Here is a 21,699-nt window from a genome sequence, read left to right on the forward strand (position 1 = left end):
GATGGGTTGCCTCGGACCAGCTGCGGGAGGCGGTGCGCGGACCCTCGACACGCGACCGACTCCTGACGAGAGCACCCCAATTGCCCGGAGCCCACACCCTCACCTCAACCCTGCACCCCCTCTCCCCGCCCTGCTCATGTGAAAGTCTTCACAAGCAGGAAGGATGAGAAGCGTCCCCATCACGCTCCGACGTCCCGTCGGCCGACCAAGGAGAAGCTGTGCACCCCGCACCCACGACCCGGCCCGCACGCCGACGCCACCAGGCGGTAGCCGCCTGCGGTGCGCTCGTCCTGGCCGCCACCGCGCTGGGTGTGAGTGCCTCACCCGCCCAGGCGAGCGACATCACCGCGACCGACGACACCGCCCTCACCGGTTCGGGCGTGCCGGTCACCATCGACGTGCTGACGAACGACCAGGTCGCCGGGGAGGTGGCCTCCGTGCACGTCGGCACCGTCACCGGCGGCGACGCCACCACCGTCGACGTCGGGGACGACTTCCGCATCACCTTCGCCAACGACAACCCCGACTACCCGAACTCGTCCACCGCTCGCGTCTTCAAGACCGCGGAGTTCACCGTGCCGTACACGGTCACGGACACGGACGGCAACACCACCGGCGCCACGCTGACCGTCACCGTGGCCGGCAAGCCGGTGAGCCCGACGATCAGCTCGTGGATCGTCAACGACCCCAGCACGGGCGTGAAGGCGGTCACGAACCTCACCCAGCTCGACCTGCGCACCTACCCGCAGACCAGCGCCACCACCAAGAGCGCCGTCCCGGGCCACGGGGTCACCGTCACCGGTCTGGTCGACGCGGAGCACGCGACGGCGGCACCGATGCCTGGCGGTATCGAGCTGCAGGCGAGCCCGCGGGACTACATCGGCAACGACGTCGTCACCCTGGAGCTCACCGACACGTGGGGCCGCAGCGTGCACCACAAGGCCGGCGTGAGCTGGGTCGAGCGGGCCGCCGTCTCCAGCCTGCGCACCAAGGTGGGCATCGGCCAGAGCGCCCGTGTCGACCTCCGGGAGATCGTGGCAGGCACCAGCTTCGCGAACTTCACCAACGGCTACTTCTCCTCGACGATCACCACGTGGCGCGGCACCCTCACCACCGGTGCGCACGCGCAGGACATCGTCGTGATGCCGAACGCGGGCTTCGTCGGGACCTCGAACGACTCCGTGGGGACACGGTTCACCTGGGCGTACACCCTGGTGAACCCGTGGAAGTTCAGCGGCTCGACGGGCCCCGCCACCGACGCCAGGTACAACACCATGTACATCGACGTCCAGGCGCCGCCGCAGGCGGCAGACGTCGCGGCGTCGACGACCCCAGGGCAGGCGGTGGCGCTGGACCTCCGCACTCCGGCCACGCTGCCCTGGGCAGCCTCGACCTTCGACCTGCGAGACGCTCCCCAGCACGGCAGCGTCTCGGTGACCGGCGACGGCCAGGTCCGCTACACGCCCGACGACGGATTCCCGGCCAGCGAGACCTTCGCCGGGACGGACACCTTCACCTTCGCCTGGATCGACGACCTGGGGCAGGAGTCGCAGGCGCAGGCCAGCGTCACCGTCCACAACCTGCCCACACTGGCCGACCACGCACTGACGACGCCCGCGGGCGTCCCCGTCGGGGTCGACCTGCTGACCGCCTCCTTCGGCGACACCCTGACGATCACGGGCGTCGAGGCACCTCGTGCCGGTTCGGCGGACCTGGGCGGCACCACGGGCACCTACCACCCGCACGAGGGGTTCGTCGGCGAGGACTCGTTCGCCTACCAGGGGGTCGACGCCCACGGTCAGCCCGCGCAGGCCACCGTACGGATCCGGGTGCTCGGCGCACCGGCGATCGCGGACCAGCACCACCGCACGCCGCGCAACACGGCGGTCACCTTCGAACCGGTCCTCCCTGCCTCCGAAGCCGCCTACCAGCCCGAGCTGGTGCTCGACGCCGTCGGCACGCCCCAGCACGGCACCGTCGCGCAGGGCGAGGGCAGCACCCTCGTCTACTCCCCGGACCTCGGCTACCTGGGGCCGGACCAGCTGACCGTCCGCGCTCGTGACGCCTGGGGCCGCACGGCCGAGGCATCGGTCACCATCGAGGTCTACGGCGAGCTCGCGCCCCCCGTGCCTCCTTCGACCGACACGTCCCCCGGCCTCACCCCGACCGTGCTGAACCCGGGCGCCGAACCGGCCGCGATCCCGAGCGACCGACAGGCCGTCCCGGGCTCGTCGGCCCCCTCGAGCAGCCGCCTGGCGTCGACGGGGGCGTCGGTGGCGTCCCTGCTCGCCGTCGGAGGCCTCGTCCTCGGTGCCGGTGTGGCCGGCGTGCTGCTCAGGAACCGCTCCCGCGCGGCCTGACGGCTCGCGTCGACAGACCACCGCACCGCTCACCCGTCTCCTCTGGCCCCTCCCGGACCCACCGGGCACGATGGACCGATGAACCTCGCCGACCGTCCGATCGCCCCCGACCCCTACTCGCTGCTGCCGCGGGTGCCGCTCTTCACGGTGACGAGCGACGACGTCGTGCAGGGGGAGCCCATGGCCCGCACCCACGCGGCCGAGGGCGACAACCGCTCGCCCGAGCTCGCGTGGAACCACTTCCCCGCGGCCACGCGCTCGTTCCTGGTCAACTGCTTCGACCCCGACGCACCGACCCCGGCGGGGTACTGGCACTGGACCGTCGTCAACCTGCCCGTCGCCACCGTGACCCTCGCGCAGGGCGCAGGCTCCCCCGGTGGCGGCTACCTGCCCCAGGGCGCGTTCCAGACCCGGCACGACGGCGGAGGCCCCGGCTACCTGGGCGCCGCACCGCCGCCCGGGGACCGCCCGCACCGATACGTCTTCGCGGTGCACGCGCTCGACGTCGAGCGGCTCGACGTGACCCCCGCGACGCCCCCGACGGCCGTCGCGATCGCCGCGCTGTTCCACACGATCGCGCGCGCGACCATCACGCCGACCTACCAGGTCCTGGTCACCGCATGAGTCACGGCACGAGCGGACCCGCGACGTTCCCGACCCTGGGCGACCTCGCCTGGGTCCCGGCCACGGACAGGCTCGACCTGCTCGCACCGCCCGTCGCGCAGGCCCTCGCCCGCTGGGCCGCGCTGGACCCGGGCGTCGCGCAGCAGGTCGCGGTCGTGGAGATCGACCCCGACCTCGCGGACACCGCGACGCTCAACGCGGCGCACGACCTGCCCCCGGAAGCCTCGGCGAACTGCGTCCTGGTCGCCGGACGACGCGGGGGCGACGAACGCATCGCGGCAGCGGTCGTGCGCGCCACGACCCGCGCCGACGTGAACTCGCGCGTGCGGTCGCTGCTCGACGTGCGCAAGGCGTCGTTCCTGCCCACGGACCGGGCCGTCGCCGAGTCCGGCATGGAGTACGGCGGGATCACCCCGATCGGGCTCCCGGACGGCTGGCGCGTCCTGCTCGACGCGCGCGTCGCGACCGACGGCGAGCCCGCGCTCGTCGGGAGCGGGCTGCGCCGGTCCAAGCTGCTGCTGCCGGGCGCGCTGCTCGCGCGGCTGCCCGGGGTCGAGCTGGTCGACGGGCTGGGCGTGCCGGTGGGGTGAGCGCGACGGGTCGTCGACCCTCCCGGCGCGGTCTCGCGGCTGTCAGCCCTCGGCGCGGTCTCGCGGCCGTCAGCCCTCGGCGCGGCCCTCGCGCCAGTAGCCCATGAACGCGACCGAGCGGCGGTCGACGCCGCGCTCCGACACGAGGTAGCGGCGCAGGGTCTTGATGACCGACGCCTCCCCCGCGAGCCACGCGTAGAGCTCGGCGCACGCGACGAGCGGCGTGCCGTCCTCGTCCACGGGGACCTCCCAGAGGATGTCCGTGTCGATGTCGACGTCCTCGAGCTCGGCCGCCTCGGCGAGCCCGCCCTGGCGCTGGACGAGCCCGCGGGCCGCGCACGTGAGCGAGTGCGTCGCGCCGCAGACGTTGCGCTCGAGCAGGCGGTCGGCGGCCTCGCGGACCGCGGGGACCAGCAGGTCGCCGTGCGCGCGCCCCTCACGGGCGAGCCACGTGACGTTGACGCCCGCCGGAGCCGTGACGGGCAGGACGTCGCCCTCGTACGGGACCTCGAGGAAGACCTCGCCGACCTCGTCGGCGGGCAGGGAGCCCAGGATCGAGGCGATCGCGGGGACGGCGGTCTCGTCGCCTGCGAGGAGCAGCGCGTGGCTGCGGACGGGACGGGAGAACTCGACGCCGCCGTGCGCACCCGTCCACAGGCCGTTGGGGCCGAGCAGCACGATCTCGCTGCCGGGGCGCGCGGCGAGAGCCCACCGGGACGCGGGCCCCGCGTCGCCGTGCAGGACGAGGTCGATGTCGACCTCGGAGGCCTCGGGGCGCACGGCCCGCACCGTGTAGGTGCGCAGCGGGTTGCGACGTTCCTCGGGCTGCGCGCGCCATGCCGAGTACCACTCGCCCGTGCGGACGAGGTGCTCGTAGCCACCGTCGGGCGCGGGGAAGACGAGCTTGATGCGCTGGTCGAGGCCGTTGTCGGCGAACTCGTGGAGGTCGTGGCCCGTGAAGGTCACGCGCAGGAAGCTCGGCGAGAGCTTCTCGACCCGTCGCACCTGCACGTCGAACATGCGGAACGGGGAGATCTCCTGCGCGGTCACGACACTGGTCTGAGTCACGTAGGCGAGCCTAACCAAACATCGGGGCCGGGTGAACCCCTGAGGCCGAACGTGTGGTCGGGATCACTCTCACGCCTCGCGGCCGCGGCTGCGCCACAGGAGCCACACGAAGTAGGGCGCGCCGATGAGCGCGGTCGTCAGGCCCGCGGGGATCTGGGCGGGCGCGATGACCGTCCGCCCCACGGTGTCGGCGACGCTCACGAGGACGGCCCCGAGCAGCATCGCGACCGGGATCACCCGGCCGTTGCGCGAACCGACGAGGGCGCGGGCCGCGTGCGGGGCGACGAGCCCCACGAACCCCACGACCCCGACCGCGCACACCGCGGCGGCCGTCAGGCACGCGCTGGCCCCCAGGAGCAGCAGGCGCGTGCGGTCCAGGCGCAGGCCCAGGACGCGCGGGGTGTCCTCGTCGAGCGCCAGGACGTCCATCTCGCGCCGGTGGAGCACCGCGACGGGCACGACCACGAGCAGCGCCAGGACGACCGGGATCAGGTGGTCGAAGGTCCGTCCGTACGTGGACCCCGACAACCAGGTGAGCGCGACGTTGAGGTTCCAGGGCGCGACGACCACGATCACGAGCGTCGTCAGAGCCGTGGCGCCCGTGCTCATGCCGATGCCGATGAGCACGAGCCGGTCCGAGCTCAGCCCGCCCCGGTACGCGAGGCGATAGACGATCGCGAACGTGCCCAGCGCGCCGACGACGGCGGCGAGGGACATGCCCATGATGCCGACGCCAGGAACCAGCAGCACGACCCCGACGGCGCCCAGCCCCGCGCCCGCCGTCACGCCGAGCAGGCCGGGCTCGGCCAGCGGGTTGCGGCACACGGCCTGCACGACCGTCCCGGCCAGGCCCAGCGCAGCCCCCGCGAGGATCGCGGCGAGCACGCGCGGGACGCGCTGGTCGAGCACGAAGCTCACCTGCTTGCCCGCCCGGTCGGCGGCCCAGTTGAGGACGTCGCCCGTGAGCAGCAGCCTGTCGCCCAGCAGGAGCGCGGCGACCGTGGCCGCGACCAGGAGCGCGACGAGGACGGTCACCACGACCAGGGCACGGCGTGCGCCGCGCGGCCGGACGTGCGCGGCGCGGGTCCCGGCGGCGGGACCGGAGTCCTTGAGCCGGCGCGCGAGCCACACGAGCACCACGGCACCGAACACGGTCGTGATGACGCCCGTCGGGACGGCCACGCCGTAGGTGCCGGGCAGGACGAGGCGCAGCAGGACGTCGGCGCCGAGGACCACGATCATGCCCGCGATCCCCGCCAGCGGGATGAGCACGCGGTGCCGGTTGAGCCCGGGGACCTTGCGGGCCACGAGGCGCACGACCACGGGGGCGCACAGGCCGACGAAGCCGACCGGGCCCGCGACCGTGACGGCCGTGGCGGAGAGCAGCACAGCGAGCAGGATGGTCACGACGCGCGTCGCGCGCACGTCGATCCCGAGGACCGTCGCGGTGTCGTCGCCGAGCGCCAGCAGGTCCAGGCGGTGGGCCACGAGGAGCAGCCCGCCGAGGCCGACGACCACGAGCGGGGCCGCGAGCACGACCTGCGACGTGCCGGACTGGACGATCGAGCCGCTCCCCCACGCGAACAGCCCCATGGTCTCCTGCTGGAACAGCACGAGCAGCACGGTCGTCAGGGAGTGCAGCGCGAGCGTGATGGCCGAGCCCGCGAGGATGAGCCGGGTCGGCCCGGCGGCACCGCCGCGGGCCAGGACGAGCACGAGGCCCGAGGCCGCGAGCCCGCCGACGAGCGCGAGCGTCCCCGAGAGGTAGAACGGCAGGGTCACGCCGATCACGGCCGCCCCCACGACCGCGACGTACGCGCCCGCGTTGACCGCGAGCGTGTCGGGCGAGGCGAGCGGGTTGCGCGCCACGGACTGCAGCGCGGCGCCCGCCGCGCCGAGCGAGACGCCCACGAGGAGGCCCGCGAGCAGGCGCGGAAGGCGCGAGGCGAGCAGCACGGCCGCGGCGGTCCGGTCGGCGTCGGCGTCGCCGCCGGTCACGAGGCGCAGCAGGTCGCCGAGCCCGACGTCGGCCGTCCCCTGCGTGAGGTGGACCGCGGCCAGCACCAGGACTGCGAGGATCCCGACGACGAACGCCGAGGCGACCGTCAGACGGAACCGGAGGCGCGAGCGCCCCGGGGGAAGCGGCGGGGCGAGGAGACCGGTGGTGTCGTCCGGGACCTCGTGCCGGGCCGTCGAGAGTCCCCCCGGGGCGCTCGTGCTCACTGGGTCAGAGCCGCGACGAGCGCGTCGACGTAGGCGTTCGCGGACGCGGGCCCGCCGAACATCCAGATGCCGTCGGGGATGCGGTGCACGTCACCGGCCACGACGAACGGGAGCTGCTCCCAGATCGCGTTGCCCGCCAGGCCCTCGGCGAACGGGTCGGCCTCGGAGTCGCTCGCGGCGTAGACGAACTGGACGTCGCTCAGCGCCGTCAGGCCCTCGACGTCGGTCTGTGCGAGCCCGTAGTCGGGGTCGCCCTCGCCGGTCCACGCGTTCGCCAGGCCGAGCTCGGCGCCGACCGCGCCGAGGAACGAGCCGGGCGTGTACATGCGCACCGAGACGGTGCCGTTGTTGACCCAGCCGTCGGCCATGACGTACGAGGCGCCCGCGACGCCGGCCTCCTCGAGTGCCTTCTTGCCCTCGGCGACCTTCGCGTCGAACCCTTCGAGCAGCTCGGTGCCCTTGTCCTCGGTGCCCGTGGCGGTCGCGAGGGTCTCGACCGTCTGGCGCATGTACCCGATCGGGTCGGTGCCGTCGGAGCCGCGCAGCGTCACGACGGGCGCGATGTCCGCGAGCTGGTCGATCACGTTGTCGGGGGTGTCCGTGGTGACGGCGATGAGCTCGGGCTCGAGCGCGGAGATGGCGTCGAGGCTGGGCTCGCCACGCATCCCGACGTCGGGCGTCGACGCGTCGAGCGCGACCGAGGTGTCCCACGTGTTGTAGCCCTCGACGTCGGCCTGGCCCACGACGTCCACGCCGAGCGCCAGCAGGTTCTCGGTCAGGCCCCACTCGAGCGAGACGACCTCGGTCGCGGGGGCGTCGAGCGTCTGCTCACCGCGCTCGTCGGTGAACGTGACGGGGCCGGCGTCGGAGGCGGGGGCCTTGGACGCGCCGCCGGCGTCCGCCTCCTCCGTGGTGCCGCACGCGGCGAGGGTGAGCGCTGTCACGAGCAGGACGGCGGGCAGGCCGGTCCGGAGGGTCGTTCGCATGGGGGTCCTGTGTCCTTGAGGGTGCTGCCCGCGCCGGGGGGCGGGGCTCGGTGGGCTGCCGCACCGGGGTGCGCGGCAGCACGGTCGGGAGGCTCGGGTCGTCAGGGGACGGCGACGAGCCTGCGGGTCGTGTGCCGCCCGACGGGCGCGGTCTGCACCGTGCCGGTCAGCGGGTCGTGCGTGACCTCGATCCGGATGCCGTAGGTCTCGCTGAGCGCGTCGGCGGTCAGGACGTCGGCGGCCACGCCCGCGGCACGGACGACGCCGCGCTGGAGCAGGACCACGTGGTCCGCGACCGCGGCCGCCTGGTTGAGGTCGTGCAGCACGACGCCCACGGCCACGCCGTGGTCGTCCGCGAGGTCGCGCATCAGGTCGAGGATCTCGACCTGGTAGCGCAGGTCGAGGTAGGTCGTGGGCTCGTCGAGGAGCAGCACGCCCGTGTCCTGGGCCAGGCAGGTCGCGAGCCACACGCGCTGGAGCTCGCCGCCCGACAGCTCGTCGACGCCGCGGCCCGCCATCGCCGCGACGCCGGTGACGTCCATGGCCCAGGCGATCGCGCGGGCGCCGTCGGGGTCCGTGGACCGGAAGCGCGCCCGGTGCGGGTGGCGCCCGTACCCGACGACGTCGCGCACGCTCACGCCGTTGGGCGTGGGGCGGCTCTGCGAGAGCAGGGTGACGCGGCGTGCGAAGTCCTTGGGGTGCAGCGCGAGCGCGTCGGGGACGTCGGGCAGGCTCACGGTCCCCTCGACGGGCTTGTGGAGCCGGGCGAGCGAGCGCAGGAGCGTGGACTTGCCGCTCCCGTTGGGACCGATGAGCGCGGTGACCTGTCCGGGGAGCAGGCGCAGGGAGGCGTCGTGCACGACGGCGGTCCCGTCGTACCCGAGGCTCAGCCCGGTTCCGGCGAGGGCTGGGAGGGCGGCGTCCTGGGCGGTGGGAGCGTTGTCGTCGCCGGATAAGGTGTGGCTCACAGAGGTGAGCCTAACCAAACATCCCGACCGGGTGAAAGCCCCGGACCCGCATCAGCACCGAAGATGTGGTCGGGATCACGTCTCCGACCGGGAACGAGGCTCAGCGCACGATCGTCACGGGACAGTGCGCCTCACGCACGAGCGAGTGGCTCACCGAACCCAGGACGAGCGCCGCGAACCCGCCCCGCCCGCGCGACCCGACGACCAGGCGCTCGGCCCCCTCCGAGGCCCTGACCAGCGCGGGAGCCGGCTGCGCCTCCACGGTCGAGCCCTCGACCTCCAGGTCCGGGTAGTCCTCGTGCACCTGGGCGAGCGCGGCCGCGAGCAGTCGCTCGGCCCCGTTCTCGGCGCGCTCGCGCGGGAACTCCGCGGCCATGTAGCTCTCGAGGTGCGCCGAGGCGCGCGTCCACCACGCGACCACGACCCGCAGCGACGCACCGCGCGAGGCCGCGACCTCGGCCGCGTGGTCGAGCGCACCGGTCGCGTGCGTCGAGCCGTCGACCCCCACGACCACGGGCAGGTTCACGTCCCGCAGCGCCTCGACGTCCCCGTGGACCACGACGACCGGGCAGTGCGCGTGCGCGGCGACCGCGAGCGCCACCGAGCCGCCGAGCTCGCCGCGGACCCGCCCGTGGTCCCCCGACCCGACGACCACGATCGAGGCGTCGAGCGACGTCCCGACGAGCGTCGCGGCCGGGGTCGTGTACTCCACGGTCGCCTCGACCTCGACGTCGGGCTCGACCTCGAGCGCCTGGACCCGGCCCCGTTCGGCGAGCGCTCGCGCCCCGGCCTGCGCGTTCTCGCCTCCCCCCGGCAACGAGGGTTCGAGGTGCGTGTCGTGCGCGTCTCGGGCGAAGACGACCTCCAGACGGGCGCCACGCCGTCGGGCCTCGCGCGCGGCCCAGCGCACTGCGGAGGTCGCGGAGGGCGACCCGTCATAGCCGACCACGACCGGTCCGACGGTGGACATACGTCCATGGTCACCCCGTCGGCGGCCCGGCGCGAGGGCGGGGCACCGCCCGGTGCGTGGTTCGGCTGCGACGCGCCGGGCGTGTCGCAGCCGAATCACGCACTCACGTCACTCCCGCAGCCCGATGCTCTCGACCGGTCGGGCCCGCAGCGCGGCACGGGTCGGCAGGAGCATCGAGAGGTACCCGACGGCGCCCGCGCCCGCGACCGTCGCGAGGTACGCGACCGGGGAGAGTGCTGGCACCGCCCGCTGCCCCTCGCTCAGCCCGAGGCTCACGCCGGCCAGCGGAGGAAGCAGGATCACCGTCGCGACCAGCACGGCGACGCCGACCACCACGCCCGCCTCGACCCGCATCATCCGCAGGACCTGACGGTCCCGCGTCCCGACCAGGCGCAGCAGCGCGATCTCGCGCCGCCGGTCGACGGTCGACATGACCAGGGCGTTCGCGACGTTCAGGGCGACGTACCCGAACAGCACCACGAGCAGGATCATCGACGTCCACGTGTTCGCCTCGAGCGCTGCCTTCTCGGCGGCGACCAGCGACGCCCGGTCGGCGAGCACGACACCCGGGTACGGGGCGGTCGCCCGGCCGAGGTCCTCCGCGAGCGTCTCGACGGCGGTCTCCTCCTCGGCCACCACGAGCAGCGAGCCGTCCAGCCGGTCCCCCGACGCGGGCAGGACCAGGTCCCGCGGGAGCAGGGCGTCACCGAAGCCCATGCCGCGCCCGTAGATCGCGACGACGGCGGCGTCGACCCGCGTGCCGTCCGCGAGATGGAGCTCGACGGTGTCCCCGAGCCCGGCCCGTGCCTTGCTCGCTCCCGTGACGCTGAGGGCGACCGACTCGCCGTGCAGGTCGTCGGTCGAGCCCTCGCGCACGTCCAGGTCGATCGCGGCGGCCAGGTCCGCCGGGTCGACGCCCTGGACGGTCAGGGCCTCGGCCGTGAGCGTGCCGTCCGACTCGGCGAAGCGTACGAGGGCCTGGCTCCGCACGGTCGGGGTCACCGAGGCGACGCCCGCGACGCCCGCGACCTGCCCCGCGAGGTCGGGCGAGAGGCCCGTACCGCTGCTCGCGAGCACGAGGTCCGCGCGGAGCCCGTCGGCCACCTGACGCTCGGTCTCGGCCACCTGCGCGGCCCCGAGCGAGACCTGCACGACCGTCATGGTGATCGCGAGCACGAGCGGCACGACGGCCCCCGCGAGCCGTCGCGAGCTCGCTCGGGTGTTGCGGCCCGCGAGGTAGGTGCTCGCGTGCGGGCTGCGCCGCAGGAACGGCTCGACCAGCAGCACGAGGGCGTGCACGATCCGCGGCCCCAGGAGCGCGACGGCGATCACGAGCACCACGCCGGAGAGCGCGGCCCCCGCGAGCGCGTCCTCGCCCGCGACGAACGCGGGCAGCATCGACAGGAACACCCCGCCGACGACCAGGACCCCGCCGACCACCGTGCGCGTGACGCCCAGCCGCGGGGTCTGCACCGCGGCCTCGCCCAGCGCCTCGACGGGCTTCACCGTGATCGCCCGCCGGGCCGACATCCTCCCGGCGAGCCACGCGACACCCACGGTGAGCACCACGGCGACCACGACCGGCAGCGGTCCCACCGCGACCGGGTAGTCCGCCGAGACGACCCCCGCCCGGACGAACAGGCCGTGCAGCACGCCGACCGCGGCGATGCCCAGGAGAGCCCCCGGGACCGCGGCCGTCGTGGACAGCACGAGCATCTCGGCAGAGATCATCCGCCGGACCTGGCGCGGGGTCGCACCCACCGCGCGGAGCAGCGCGAGCTCGCGGCGCCGCTGCTGCACCACGAGACCCAGGGCGCTGGCGACGACGAACACGACGACGACGAGCATGATCCCGCCGAAGCTGCCGGCGATCGCGACCAGCGTGGTCGCCGAGCCCGAGGCGTCGGCGAACTCGACCGAGCCGCGGGCGTCGCCCGTGCGCACGGTCAGCCCGGTGCGCTCGCGCACGTCCGCGGCGAGCGCCCGGACGTCCGTCCCGTCCGCGGCCAGGATCCCGACGGCGTCGATCTCCCCTCGGGTGTCTGCCGCACCGGGTCGCCCGGGCGCGCCCGGGCCCCCTGCGGCGAGGTCCGCGACCTGCTCGTCGGTGAAGAACGCCACGCCCTGCCGCAGCGCACCGGTCCCCTCGGGCGGGGAGACGATCCCGGTCACCCGGTACTCCCCCGGCGTCGACCCCACGGCCAGGGTGACGTCGTCGCCCACGCCCACGGCGAGCCGCGCGGCCAGTGCGTCGTCGAGCGCGACCTGGCCCGGCGCCGTCGGGCCGTCGCCCTGCGCGAGGACGAACGGCCCGAGCGTCGCCGAGGACCACCCGTGGCCCACGGGCGGGCGCCCGTCGACCGCACCGGCCAGGTCGCCCGACGGCCCGACGGCGCCGAGGCGCACCTCGACGTCGCCCACCGCGCGCCCGACACCGGGGATCGCGGCGAGCTCGTCGACCGCCGACGCGGGCAGGCGGACGCGGCCGCCGAAGGGCTCGTCGTAGTCCACGTCGACCGCGAGCGACTGCTTCGCGGTCACGACCAGGTCGGCGCCCGCGTAGCGCTCAGGACCGATGCCCTGCCGGATGCCCGACTCCATGAGCAGCCCGCACGCCGCGACGAGCATCGCGCTCAGGAACAGTGCGACGAACGGACCGACGAAGCTCTTGCGGCGCGCGCGCAGCGTGCTCAGCGCGAGGCCCAGCACGCTCACCACTCCCCGAGGTGCGTCATGCGGTCGGCGACCTGCTCGGGGGTCGGGCGGACGAGGTCGCCCGCGACCTGCCCGTCGGCCAGGAACACGACGCGGTCCGCGAACGAGGCCGCGACCGGGTCGTGCGTGACCATGAAGACGCTCTGGCCGAGCGTGTCGACCAGGAACCGCAGCAGCTCGAGCACGTGCTTGCTCGTGCGCGTGTCGAGGGCCCCGGTCGGCTCGTCCGCGACGACGACGTCGGGGCGCGTCACGAGCGCCCGCGCGATCGCCACGCGCTGCTGCTGACCGCCCGAGAGCTCGCTCGGACGGTGGTCGAGGCGGTCCTCGATCCCGACGCGGGCCGCGATCTCGCGCAACCACGCCGGGTCGGCCCGCTCGCCCGCGAGCCGCAGCGGCAGCCCGACGTTCTCCGCGACCGTCAACGACCCCATGAGGTTGTAGGCCTGGAAGACGAACCCGATGCGGCCCCGGCGCAGCGCCGTGAGCTCGTCCTCGGTCAGCGTGGACAGGTCCACCCCGCCCAGGTGGACCGAGCCGCCCGTCGGCCGGTCGAGACCCGCGGCGCAGTGCAGCAACGTGCTCTTGCCCGAGCCCGACGGCCCCATCACGGCCGTGAAGCTGCCCCTCGGGAGCGCCAGGGACACGCCCCGCAGGGCGTGCACCGACCGCTTGCCCGCGGCGTACGTCTTGGTGATCCCTGCGACCTGCAGGGCGTACGGCGAGACCGCCGGGGCATCCCTCGTGGATGCCTCGGCGGTCCGCCTGGTCGTGGTTGTCCTCAACTCGAAACCCCCGTCGTGGCGTGAGTCTCGAACGTAACGAGCGGGGGACGAACCGGACCATCCGGCCCGTCCCCCGAACGGGGTGGGGTTGTCCCCCGTACCGGACGGGGGCGCCCCTGCGCTAGGGCGCGAGGCGGTGCAGGTCGCGCGGGAAGAGCGCGACCTCGCGGACGTTCGCCGCGCCCGTCAGGCGCGCGGTCCAGCGTTCGAGGCCGATCGCGAAGCCGCCGTGCGGCGGCATCCCGTGCTCGAACGCCTCGAGGTACGTCGCGTACCCGGCCGGGTCCTCACCACGGGCCGTGATCGCCGCGACGTAGTCCGCGTACCGGTGCAGGCGCTGACCGCCCGTGACGAGCTCGACCCCACGGAAGAGCAGGTCGAAGCTGTTGCTCCACCGCGCGTCGCCCGGCTGCGGGTGCGTGTAGAAGGGACGCTTCGCCATCGGGTAGCCCTCGACCGCGAGGAGGTCGCTGCCGTGCTCGGCGAGCGCCCACCGCCCCAGCGCACGCTCGTGCTCGGGGGCCAGGTCGGGCTCGTCGTCGGGGGCCCCGACGAGGGCCAGGGCCTCGGCGAAGTGGATCACGGGGATCTCGTCGGGCACGACCGGCACCCCGAAGCCGTACGCGGCGACCGCCCGCCCGGCGTGCTGGTGGACGGCGGAAGCCATGCCGGCCAGGACGTCGCGCAGGACGGCCAGCACGTCGCGGTGGTCGCGGACGAAGCCGAGCTCGACGTCGAGCGAGACGTACTCGGCGAGGTGACGCACGGTGTCGTGCGGCTCGGCCCGGAAGACCGGCCCCACCTCGTACACGCGCTCGAAGACCCCGACGAGCTGCTGCTTGAAGAACTGCGGGCTCTGCGCCAGGAAGGCCGGGCGACCGAAGTAGTCGAGAGCGAACACCTCGGCCCCCGACTCGGTCGCGGTCCCGACGATCTTGGGCGACTGCACCTCGGTGAAGCCCTGCGCGTCGAGGGCCTCACGGAACCCGCGCAACGACGCGGCCGCGACCTCCCACCGCGCGCGCTGCGCGGGGTGCCGCCAGGCGACCGCGGCATGGTCGAGCATCGTGGAGAGCCCCACGTCGAGCGACGGGCGCCACAGCTCGACGGGCGGGGTCACGGCCGGGTCGGTGAGCGGCACGACGGTCGGCGAGGTCACCTCGACCCCGCCCGGACCCTGGGCGTTCGCGGTCGTCAGGCCCGTGACCTCGACCACGGTCTCCTCGGGCGGCACGACCTGCCCGTCGCCCGCGCGCACCACGACCTGCGCCAGCCCTGACCGGTCCCGCAGCACGAGGAAGGTCACGGTCGCGAGGGCGCGGCGCCGATGCACCCAGCCACGGAGCGTGACGGACGTGCCGGGTGGGAGGGCCGGCAGGTCGGCGGCGAGGGTCCGGGGTGCGGTCGAGGCGGTGGGCGGGGTCGGTGGTCTCATGGTTCCTCCAGCAGGCGAAGGCCCTGGAGGAGCGGGCGGGGGCTAGGTCGCGGTGCCACCACTCCTTCGCCGGGAGGTCCCGGCCTCTCGTCGGTCCGCCGGACGCGCGGGGGTCGTGCGCCCGGCGCGAGGTCCGGGCCGAGGGTCGTCACGCCTCACGTCCACCGGCTCCGACGATACCCACGGACCGACCGGGCGTCGCGGGGATTTCCGGGGCGGCCCCCGACTGCGGGGTGCGGCCGCGACTCGCCGGGCGTGTCGCGGCCGGACCACGCACTCAGCGCTCGGGAGCGCGCTCCGGCACGTGGAGCCGCCGCAGGAAGCGGTCCGTGCGCGGCTGCGGCCCGCGCCGGTCGCGCAGGGACACGACGACGGTCGTGGCGGTCGCGAGCGGGATCGTCCAGGCCGCGGGCTGGGCCAGGAGGCTGCGCGCGAGCCCGTCTCCCTGGCCGAGCGCCGAGGTCACGAGGAGCGCCGCGGCGCACAGCGCGCTGCCGACGACCATGCCCGCGATCGCCCCGCGCGCGGTCAGGCGCCGCCACCACACGCCCAGCAGGATCGTCGGGGACAGCGCGGAAGCCGCGAACACGAACACGGTCCCGACGCTCGTCACGAGCCCCTGCGGGATGGTCACGAGCGCGAACGCGAGGGGCACGATCGTGCACGCGACCGCGGACCAGCGGAACGAGCGGACCGTGCCGCCGAACAGGTCCTGGCTCACGACCCCCGCGAGCGAGACCACGAGTCCTGAGGACGTCCCGAGGAACGCCGCGAACGCCCCGGCGATCACGAGCGCCGAGAGCAGCTCGCCGCCCAGGCCCGGCACGAGCCGCGACGGCAGCACGAGCGCCACGGTGTCCGCGACGCCGGGCTCGGCGAGGTCGGGGGCAACGACGCGGGCGATCAGTCCCATGGTGCTCGAGACCATGTAGAAGACGCTGATCATGCCGATCACGACCACGGTCGTCCACCGGGCCGAGACGCCGTCGGGGCTCGTGTAGAAGCGCACGAGGACGTGCGGCAGGCCGATCGTGCCGAGCAGCAGCGCGAGCAGCAGCGAGGCCGTCGTGTAGGTGTCGTACGCGCGCGGCCCGGCCTCGGGCGGGAAGACCTGCGCGGGGTCGAGCGTCAGGTCCTGCCCGCCGAGCACGATCAACAGGAAGACCACGGGGACCGCGAGCGCCGTGAGCTTGACCCAGAACTGGAACGCCTGGACGAACGTCACCGAGCGCATGCCGCCCGCGGCGACCACGGCGCTCACGACCGCGGCCACCCCGACCGATCCGACCCATGGCGGCACGGGAGCCACGGTCGTGATGACGAGCGCGGCGCCGTGGAGCTGCGGCACGACGTACAGCCACCCGATGACGAGCACCAGGACGCTCGTGACGCGCCGGGCGGAGAGCGAGTCGAGGCGTGCCTGGACGAAGTCGGGGATCGTGTAGGCCCCGCTGCGGCGCAGGGGCCCGGCGACGAACAGCAGCACGAGCAGGTAGCCCGCGGCATACCCGACGGGGAACCAGAACGCCTCGGCCCCCGAGAGCAGCACGAGGCCGGACAACCCCAGGAACGTCCCCGCCGACAGGTACTCGCCGCTGATCGCCGACGCGTTCCACACGGGCTGCACCGTCCGGGACGCGACGAAGAAGTCGCTCGTCGTCCGCGAGATCCGCAGCCCGTAGAAGCCGATGAGCCCGGTCGCGAGCAGCAGCAGGCCGACCGCGACGAGCGGCAGGGCCGAGCTCACTCGTCGTCCACCAGTGCGCGGAAGCGTCGCTCGTTGCGGGCCGCGGCCAGGGCGAACACGAGCGCGAACGCCCCGATGACCGGGTAGAAGCCGTACGCGTGCAGGAGCCACGGCAGCGGCACGCCGAGGACGTGCACGTCGCCCAGCGTCGGCACCGCGCTCATCGTGACCGTGAGCAGCGTGACCACGGCCAGGAACGACACGACGCACGCGAGCGCGAGCCGCAGCTGGGTCCGCGCGAGGCTGCGGGCGTACACGGCCGCGGGTTCGCTCCCGCCGTCGGGCCCGGGCGTGTCCCCGGGGCCCTCGCGCACCGCGCCCGACGGCGCCTCCTCCCCCGCGTCCGGCGCGCCGGGTGGGGCGTCGGACGGGCCGGGCGGCAAGGGGTCGGTCGAGCGGACGACGACCCGCGGCGGCAGCTCCTGCGAGCTCACGGACGGCCCCCTGGGCGGCGCAGGAGCGCGTCGCGCACGGACGGCGCCATGCGTCGGCTCACCGGGACCTCCTGCCCGGCGACGACCACGACCGGGTGCGCACCACCGAGGCGGACCGCCGTCACGGCGGCGCGGTCGACGAGGTACGAGCGGTGCACGCGCAGGAAGCCCGCGGGGCTCCAGCGCTCCTCGAGGTCGGAGAGGGGCTCGCGCACCAAGTAGCTGTCGGAGTCCGTGACCAGGCGTGAGTAGTCGCCCTGGGCCTGGACCCAGCGCACGGCCGAGCGCAGCACGACGCGCGTCGTCGTGCCGACCGTCACGGCGATGGTCTCGTCGGCCGGGGGGACCTGCGTGGTCGGGGCGGGCCGCTCCGCGGCGTGGGTGTCGGTGCCGTCCGCGTCCCGGGACACCTGCGATGCCGGGCCGGACTGGGCGGCGACCGCGCGCTCGACCGCGCGGGCAAGCCGCTCGCGCCGGACGGGCTTGAGCACGTAGTCGACGGCCTCGACGTCGAACGCCTCGGTGGCCCGGGCCTCGTCGGCCGTCACGAACACCACCGCGGGCCGGACCGAGAACCGCGACAGCGCGCGGGCGAGGTCGAGCCCGGTGAGCCCCGGCATGTGGATGTCGAGGAACGCGACGTGCACGGGGTGCTCGGACAGCCAGCGCAGGGCCTCGGCGCCCGACGCGACGGCGTGCACCGAGCGCACGTGCGGGTCGCGGCGCAGGAGCGCGGTCAGCTCGTCGAGGGCCGGACGCTCGTCGTCGGCCACGAGGACGTCGACGCCGGGACGCGGGCCTGCGGCTCCGCCGACCCCGCCGGCCTCGTCGGCAGGACCGGCGGGCGGTGCGAGACGGGGGGCGTGGTCGCTCACGGCCGGCTCACCTCGGTCTCGTGCTGGGGCTGGGACTTCGGGACGCGCATCCGCACGAGGGTACCCGCGCCCTCGTTCGTCTCGATCTCGAGCGCGTGCTGGTCGCCGTAGAGCTGGCGCACGCGCGTGTCGACGTTGCGCAGCCCGACGTTCGTCGCGCGCGACCCCGTCGCGAGCAGGGCCCGCAACGTCTCGGGAGACATGCCGACGCCGTCGTCCTCGACCGTGATCTCGGTCTGGGTGCCCTCGTCGCGCGCGCTGATGACGATGCGCCCTCCCCGCTCGCGCGGCTCGAGACCGTGCCGGACGGCGTTCTCGACGAGCGGCTGGACGCTGAGGAACGGGATGACGGTCGACAGCGACTCGGGCGCGATCTGGAGCGTCACGGTCAGCCGGTCGCCGAACCGCGCACGTTCGAGCTCGACGTACGAGTGGACGCTGCCCAGCTCGTCGGCGAGCGTCGTGAAGTCGCCGCGGCCCCGGAAGGAGTAGCGCGTGAAGTCCGCGAAGTCGAGCACGAGGTCGCGCGCACGCTCGGGGTCGGTGCTGATGAAGGAGGCGATCGCGCCGAGCGAGTTGTAGATGAAGTGCGGGCTGATCTGGGCGCGCAGCGCACGCAGCTCGGCCTGCGCGAGCGCGGTGCGCGAGGCCTCGAGCTCGCCCAGCTCGAGCTGCGCGGAGCACCACTGCGCGACCTCGCCCGTGGCCCGCACGAGCGGCGGGCGCACGCGCGTCGCGAACGCGACGACGGCCCCGGCGACGACACCGCCGGCGAGGACGGGCGCCCCGACGGCCTCGGGCCCGCCCGACGACGGCTCGGCCCCCGCGTAGACCTGCCGCCTGCCGGTCTCGATCGTCCGGGCGCCGACGCGCTGCGCCTCGGCCCGGAGGGCGGCCGGGCCGTCGAGGGCCACGACGCCGTCGGCCGTCACGACCGCGAGCGCCTCGCAGCCGAGCAGGGTGCGCAGGTGGCGGGCCGCGCGCCCGACGTCGTCGCCGTCGAGCCCGTCCCGCAGGTGCTTGGCCGCACGGGAGGCGAGGTGCAGCGTGCTGAACGTCGCCCGCTCGGAGTCGCTGCCGAGCTCGCGCGTGCCGCGTGCGAGCCGCCACGCGGCGACGAGCGCGGCGGTGAGCAGGACGCCGACGACCAGGCCGACGGCGGCGCCGGTGAACACGGGTCCGGACATGTCGCGATCCTATTCCGGGGAGACGACGCCGAGGGTGACGGACCTGACCGCCGAGGGCGACCGGGAGCGTCACCCTCGGCGGCCGACGTTCAGCAGCAGCGGGCGCCCGGGTTGCGGTCCTGGTCGTCCATGCGCTGGCGCCAGAACTGGCGCTCGGTCAGGACGGCGACGTCGGGCCCGTGCGCGGCGCGGCGGTGCTCCACGTACACCCGGTAGGCGTCGTCGCCCATGAGCTGGCGGACGTACCAGGCCGCACCCCTCGCCGCTCGGGCGAGCGCGTCGCGCACGGGTCCCACGTCAGTGTCCCGCGCCCGAGGAGACGGGCTGCTTCTCGGGCGGAAGCTGAGCCCACTCGGCCTCGATCTCCTTCTCCGTGGCGGTCGTCAGGAGCCCGGCGGGAGCGAACCGGCGCGAGGCCACGGGCTCGTCCTCGTGGTTCTCGCCGCCCCCCGCCCGCAACGCCTTCACGGTCGTCACGAGGGCCGCGACCATCACGACGATCGCGAGGACCACGAAGATGATCGACAGCGTGCCCTGGACGAACGTGTTGCGCACGACCGCCTCCATGGCCTCGACCGACGTCGCGGTGCCGAACGAGGTCTCCCCCGCGGCCAGTGCCTCCTTGAACGCGTTGTGGTTGGCCCAGTACCCGACGGCGGGGACGGGCGAGAAGATCTTCTCGAACGACGCCGTGATCGTCACGACCGCGGTGAAGGCCAGCGGCAGGGCCACGATCCACAGCCAGCGGAAGTACGAGCGACCGCGCTTGGCCACGATCGCCAGGACGACCGCGAGCGCGATGGCCGCCAGGAGCTGGTTGGCGATGCCGAACAGCGGGAAGAACGTGTTGATCCCGCCGAGGGGGTCGGTCACGCCGAGGTAGAGGATGCTCCCCCACCCCGCGACCATGACCAGGGTGCAGAACCACACCCCGGGTCGCCAGGTCACGTCCCGGAACTTCGGGGCGACGTTGCCGAGCGAGTCCTGGAGCATGAAGCGCGCCACGCGCGTCCCGGCGTCGACGGCCGTGAGGATGAACAGCGCCTCGAACATGATCGCGAAGTGGTACCAGAAGCCCATCATCGCGGCGCCGCCGAAGAGCTGCTGCATGATGTGCGCCAGGCCCAGCGCCAGGGTCGGGGCGCCACCCGTGCGGGACACGATCGACTCCTCGCCGACGGCCGCCGCGGTCGAGGACAGCATGTCGGGCGTGAGGTTCACTCCGGCCAGGCCGAGCGAGTTGACGAACGCGACCGCTCCCTCGATGGTGCCGCCCGTCGCGGCGGCCGAGGCGTTCATGGCGAAGTAGATGCCGCGGTCGAGCGAGATCGCGGCGACGAGCGCCATGATCGCGACGAACGACTCCATGAGCATGCCGCCGTACCCGATGAAGCGCGTCTGGCGCTCCTTCTCGAGCAGCTTGGGCGTGGTGCCCGACGCGATGAGGGCGTGGAAGCCGGACAGGGCGCCGCACGCGATCGTGACGAACAGGAAGGGGAACAGGGACCCGGAGAACACCGGACCGGTCTCGCCGCTCGCGAACTCGCTGACCGCGGGGACCGAGATCTCGGGACGCACGATCACGATCGCTCCTGCGAGCATCACGATCACGCCGACCTTCATGAACGTCGACAGGTAGTCGCGCGGGGCCAGGAGCAGCCAGACGGGCAGGACGGCCGCGACGAAGCCGTAGATGATGATGCCGATGGCGATGGTCGTGCGGTCGAGGTGGAACAGGTCCGCGCCCCACGGGGTGTTCGCGACCCAGCCGCCGCCCACGATCGCGGCCATGAGCAGCACGAAGCCGATGATCGAGACCTCGGTGATGCGTCCGGGGCGCAGGTAGCGCAGGTAGACGCCCATGAAGAGGGCGATCGGGATGGTCATCGCGACGCTGAAGACGCCCCACGGGCTCTCGCCCAGGGAGTTCACGACGACGAGCGCGAGGATCGCGACGATGATCAGCATGATGAGCAGGGAGGCGACGATCGCGGCCGTGCCGCCGATGCGACCGAGCTCCTGGCGGGCCATCTGGCCGATCGTGCGACCACCGCGACGCATCGAGAAGAACAGGACGACATAGTCCTGCACGGCCCCCGCGAAGATGACGCCGACGATGATCCAGACCGTGCCGGGCAGGTAGCCCATCTGCGCGGCCAGGACCGGGCCCACGAGCGGGCCGGCGCCCGCGATCGCGGCGAAGTGGTGCCCGAACAGCACCCGACGGTCGGTCGGGACGTAGTCCTTGCCGTCCGAGCGCACCTCGGCCGGGGTCGCACGCCGGTCGTCGGGGCGCGTGATGTACCGCTCGATGACCTTGGAGTAGAAGCGGTATCCGATGAGGTAGCTGCAGACTGCGGCGAAGACGAACCAGATCGCGTTGACGGTCTCGCCGCGCACCAGCGCGAGCATGACCCAGGCAACGCCGCCGAGCAGCGCGATGCCCGTCCAGAGCGCGACCTTCTGCCAGGTCCAGCGTGGTGCGAGGGCGGTCTCCGGGACCGCGGTGGGCGGGAGCGTCGGATCGGGCGAGAGCCCGTCGTCCGAGGCGTTCTCCGCCGTCGATCGGATGTCTGTCGTCATCGGTTCTCTCTCCCAAGGTCGCGTCGTTGCGTCCGACCGGGAAAGGCTAGGGACGACGGCAGGCCGTGATCCAGGTCACCTCGACGGACGGTCGAGGTGTGCGACGAGCGGTAGGCGCCGTGCGACGAACGGTCGTCGAACGGTGACCG

17 protein-coding genes are annotated in these 21,699 nt (G+C 74.0%); 3 read left to right on the forward strand and 14 right to left on the reverse strand.

Features of this window, described 5'->3' with window-relative positions:
• Positions 1-218 precede the first annotated feature (218 nt).
• The 3 genes from H9640_RS19715 (at position 219) to H9640_RS14070 (ending at position 3,574) form a co-directional block, all read left to right on the forward strand.
• A complete protein-coding gene (locus tag H9640_RS19715) occupies positions 219-2,360 on the forward strand; it encodes an Ig-like domain-containing protein (protein ID WP_191791328.1) in 2,142 nt (713 codons plus the stop codon).
• A gap of 78 nt (positions 2,361-2,438) precedes the next feature.
• Entirely contained in the window at positions 2,439-2,984 is a 546-nt protein-coding gene (locus tag H9640_RS14065) for a YbhB/YbcL family Raf kinase inhibitor-like protein (RefSeq protein WP_191791329.1), read from the forward strand.
• The gene (locus H9640_RS14070) at positions 2,981-3,574 is read left to right on the forward strand and encodes a YbaK/EbsC family protein (protein ID WP_191791330.1); all 594 of its coding nucleotides are present in this window, start codon (positions 2,981-2,983) and stop codon (positions 3,572-3,574) included. Before H9640_RS14065 ends, H9640_RS14070 begins: the two co-directional genes overlap by 4 nt.
• Before the next feature lie 69 nt (positions 3,575-3,643).
• Here the strand turns inward: H9640_RS14070 and H9640_RS14075 are convergent, their stop codons facing one another.
• From H9640_RS14075 to H9640_RS14140, 14 genes are all read right to left on the reverse strand, one after another.
• Positions 3,644-4,642 (reverse strand): siderophore-interacting protein, encoded by a 999-nt coding sequence (locus tag H9640_RS14075; RefSeq protein ID WP_307824071.1) that lies wholly within the window; start codon positions 4,640-4,642, stop codon positions 3,644-3,646.
• Between the two features lie 69 nt (positions 4,643-4,711).
• Positions 4,712-6,865, reverse strand: a complete 2,154-nt coding sequence (locus tag H9640_RS14080; RefSeq protein WP_318243780.1) for an iron ABC transporter permease — start codon at positions 6,863-6,865, stop codon at positions 4,712-4,714.
• Positions 6,862-7,851, reverse strand: coding sequence for an ABC transporter substrate-binding protein (locus H9640_RS14085; RefSeq protein WP_191791331.1), 990 nt, complete (start codon positions 7,849-7,851; stop codon positions 6,862-6,864). The genes H9640_RS14080 and H9640_RS14085 overlap by 4 nt, the downstream gene beginning before the upstream one ends.
• A gap of 101 nt (positions 7,852-7,952) precedes the next feature.
• Positions 7,953-8,819, reverse strand: a complete 867-nt coding sequence (locus H9640_RS14090) for an ABC transporter ATP-binding protein (RefSeq protein ID WP_191791332.1) — start codon at positions 8,817-8,819, stop codon at positions 7,953-7,955.
• A gap of 100 nt (positions 8,820-8,919) precedes the next feature.
• Entirely contained in the window at positions 8,920-9,789 is an 870-nt protein-coding gene (locus tag H9640_RS14095; protein ID WP_191791333.1) for a universal stress protein, read from the reverse strand.
• A 108-nt stretch (positions 9,790-9,897) separates the two neighbouring features.
• Positions 9,898-12,504 carry an ABC transporter permease gene (locus H9640_RS14100; RefSeq protein WP_191791334.1) on the reverse strand — a complete coding sequence of 869 codons (2,607 nt, stop codon included), beginning with the start codon at positions 12,502-12,504 and terminating at the stop codon, positions 9,898-9,900.
• Positions 12,501-13,289, reverse strand: coding sequence for an ABC transporter ATP-binding protein (locus H9640_RS14105; protein ID WP_204808727.1), 789 nt, complete (start codon positions 13,287-13,289; stop codon positions 12,501-12,503). Before H9640_RS14105 ends, H9640_RS14100 begins: the two co-directional genes overlap by 4 nt.
• Before the next feature lie 121 nt (positions 13,290-13,410).
• Entirely contained in the window at positions 13,411-14,724 is a 1,314-nt protein-coding gene (gene aspS / locus H9640_RS14110; protein ID WP_191791335.1) for an aspartate--tRNA(Asn) ligase, read from the reverse strand.
• Between the two features lie 277 nt (positions 14,725-15,001).
• Positions 15,002-16,471, reverse strand: coding sequence for a sodium/solute symporter (locus tag H9640_RS14115; RefSeq protein WP_191791336.1), 1,470 nt, complete (start codon positions 16,469-16,471; stop codon positions 15,002-15,004).
• Positions 16,468-16,905 carry a heavy metal transporter gene (locus tag H9640_RS14120; protein WP_191791337.1) on the reverse strand — a complete coding sequence of 146 codons (438 nt, stop codon included), beginning with the start codon at positions 16,903-16,905 and terminating at the stop codon, positions 16,468-16,470. The genes H9640_RS14115 and H9640_RS14120 overlap by 4 nt, the downstream gene beginning before the upstream one ends.
• Positions 16,902-17,678: a LytR/AlgR family response regulator transcription factor gene (locus tag H9640_RS14125; RefSeq protein WP_307824292.1), complete on the reverse strand. Its 777-nt coding sequence runs from the start codon at positions 17,676-17,678 to the stop codon at positions 16,902-16,904. Before H9640_RS14125 ends, H9640_RS14120 begins: the two co-directional genes overlap by 4 nt.
• Positions 17,679-17,776: 98 nt before the next feature.
• On the reverse strand, positions 17,777-18,967 hold the full coding sequence (locus tag H9640_RS14130; RefSeq protein ID WP_191791339.1) for a sensor histidine kinase: 1,191 nt from the start codon (positions 18,965-18,967) through the stop codon (positions 17,777-17,779).
• An 89-nt stretch (positions 18,968-19,056) separates the two neighbouring features.
• Positions 19,057-19,254, reverse strand: a complete 198-nt coding sequence (locus tag H9640_RS14135; RefSeq protein WP_307824069.1) for a YbdD/YjiX family protein — start codon at positions 19,252-19,254, stop codon at positions 19,057-19,059.
• A 10-nt stretch (positions 19,255-19,264) separates the two neighbouring features.
• Positions 19,265-21,550 carry a carbon starvation CstA family protein gene (locus tag H9640_RS14140; RefSeq protein WP_191791341.1) on the reverse strand — a complete coding sequence of 762 codons (2,286 nt, stop codon included), beginning with the start codon at positions 21,548-21,550 and terminating at the stop codon, positions 19,265-19,267.
• Between the last annotated feature and the right edge of the window lie 149 nt (positions 21,551-21,699).

Origin of the sequence: Oerskovia gallyi (assembly GCF_014836745.1) — a bacterium.
GTDB classification, from domain to species: Bacteria; Actinomycetota; Actinomycetes; order Actinomycetales; family Cellulomonadaceae; genus Oerskovia; species Oerskovia paurometabola.

Bases quoted from the DNA above. Each gene is read 5' to 3' on its own strand.
- aspS (WP_191791335.1), bottom strand. From the start codon at position 14,724: ATGAGACCACCGACCCCGCCCACCGCCTCGACCGCACCCCGGACCCTC.
- H9640_RS14130 (WP_191791339.1), bottom strand. From the start codon at position 18,967: ATGTCCGGACCCGTGTTCACCGGCGCCGCCGTCGGCCTGGTCGTCGGC.
- H9640_RS14070 (WP_191791330.1), top strand. From the start codon at position 2,981: ATGAGTCACGGCACGAGCGGACCCGCGACGTTCCCGACCCTGGGCGAC.
- H9640_RS14085 (WP_191791331.1), bottom strand. From the start codon at position 7,851: ATGCGAACGACCCTCCGGACCGGCCTGCCCGCCGTCCTGCTCGTGACA.
- H9640_RS14065 (WP_191791329.1), top strand. From the start codon at position 2,439: ATGAACCTCGCCGACCGTCCGATCGCCCCCGACCCCTACTCGCTGCTG.
- H9640_RS14095 (WP_191791333.1), bottom strand. From the start codon at position 9,789: ATGTCCACCGTCGGACCGGTCGTGGTCGGCTATGACGGGTCGCCCTCC.
- H9640_RS14140 (WP_191791341.1), bottom strand. From the start codon at position 21,550: ATGACGACAGACATCCGATCGACGGCGGAGAACGCCTCGGACGACGGG.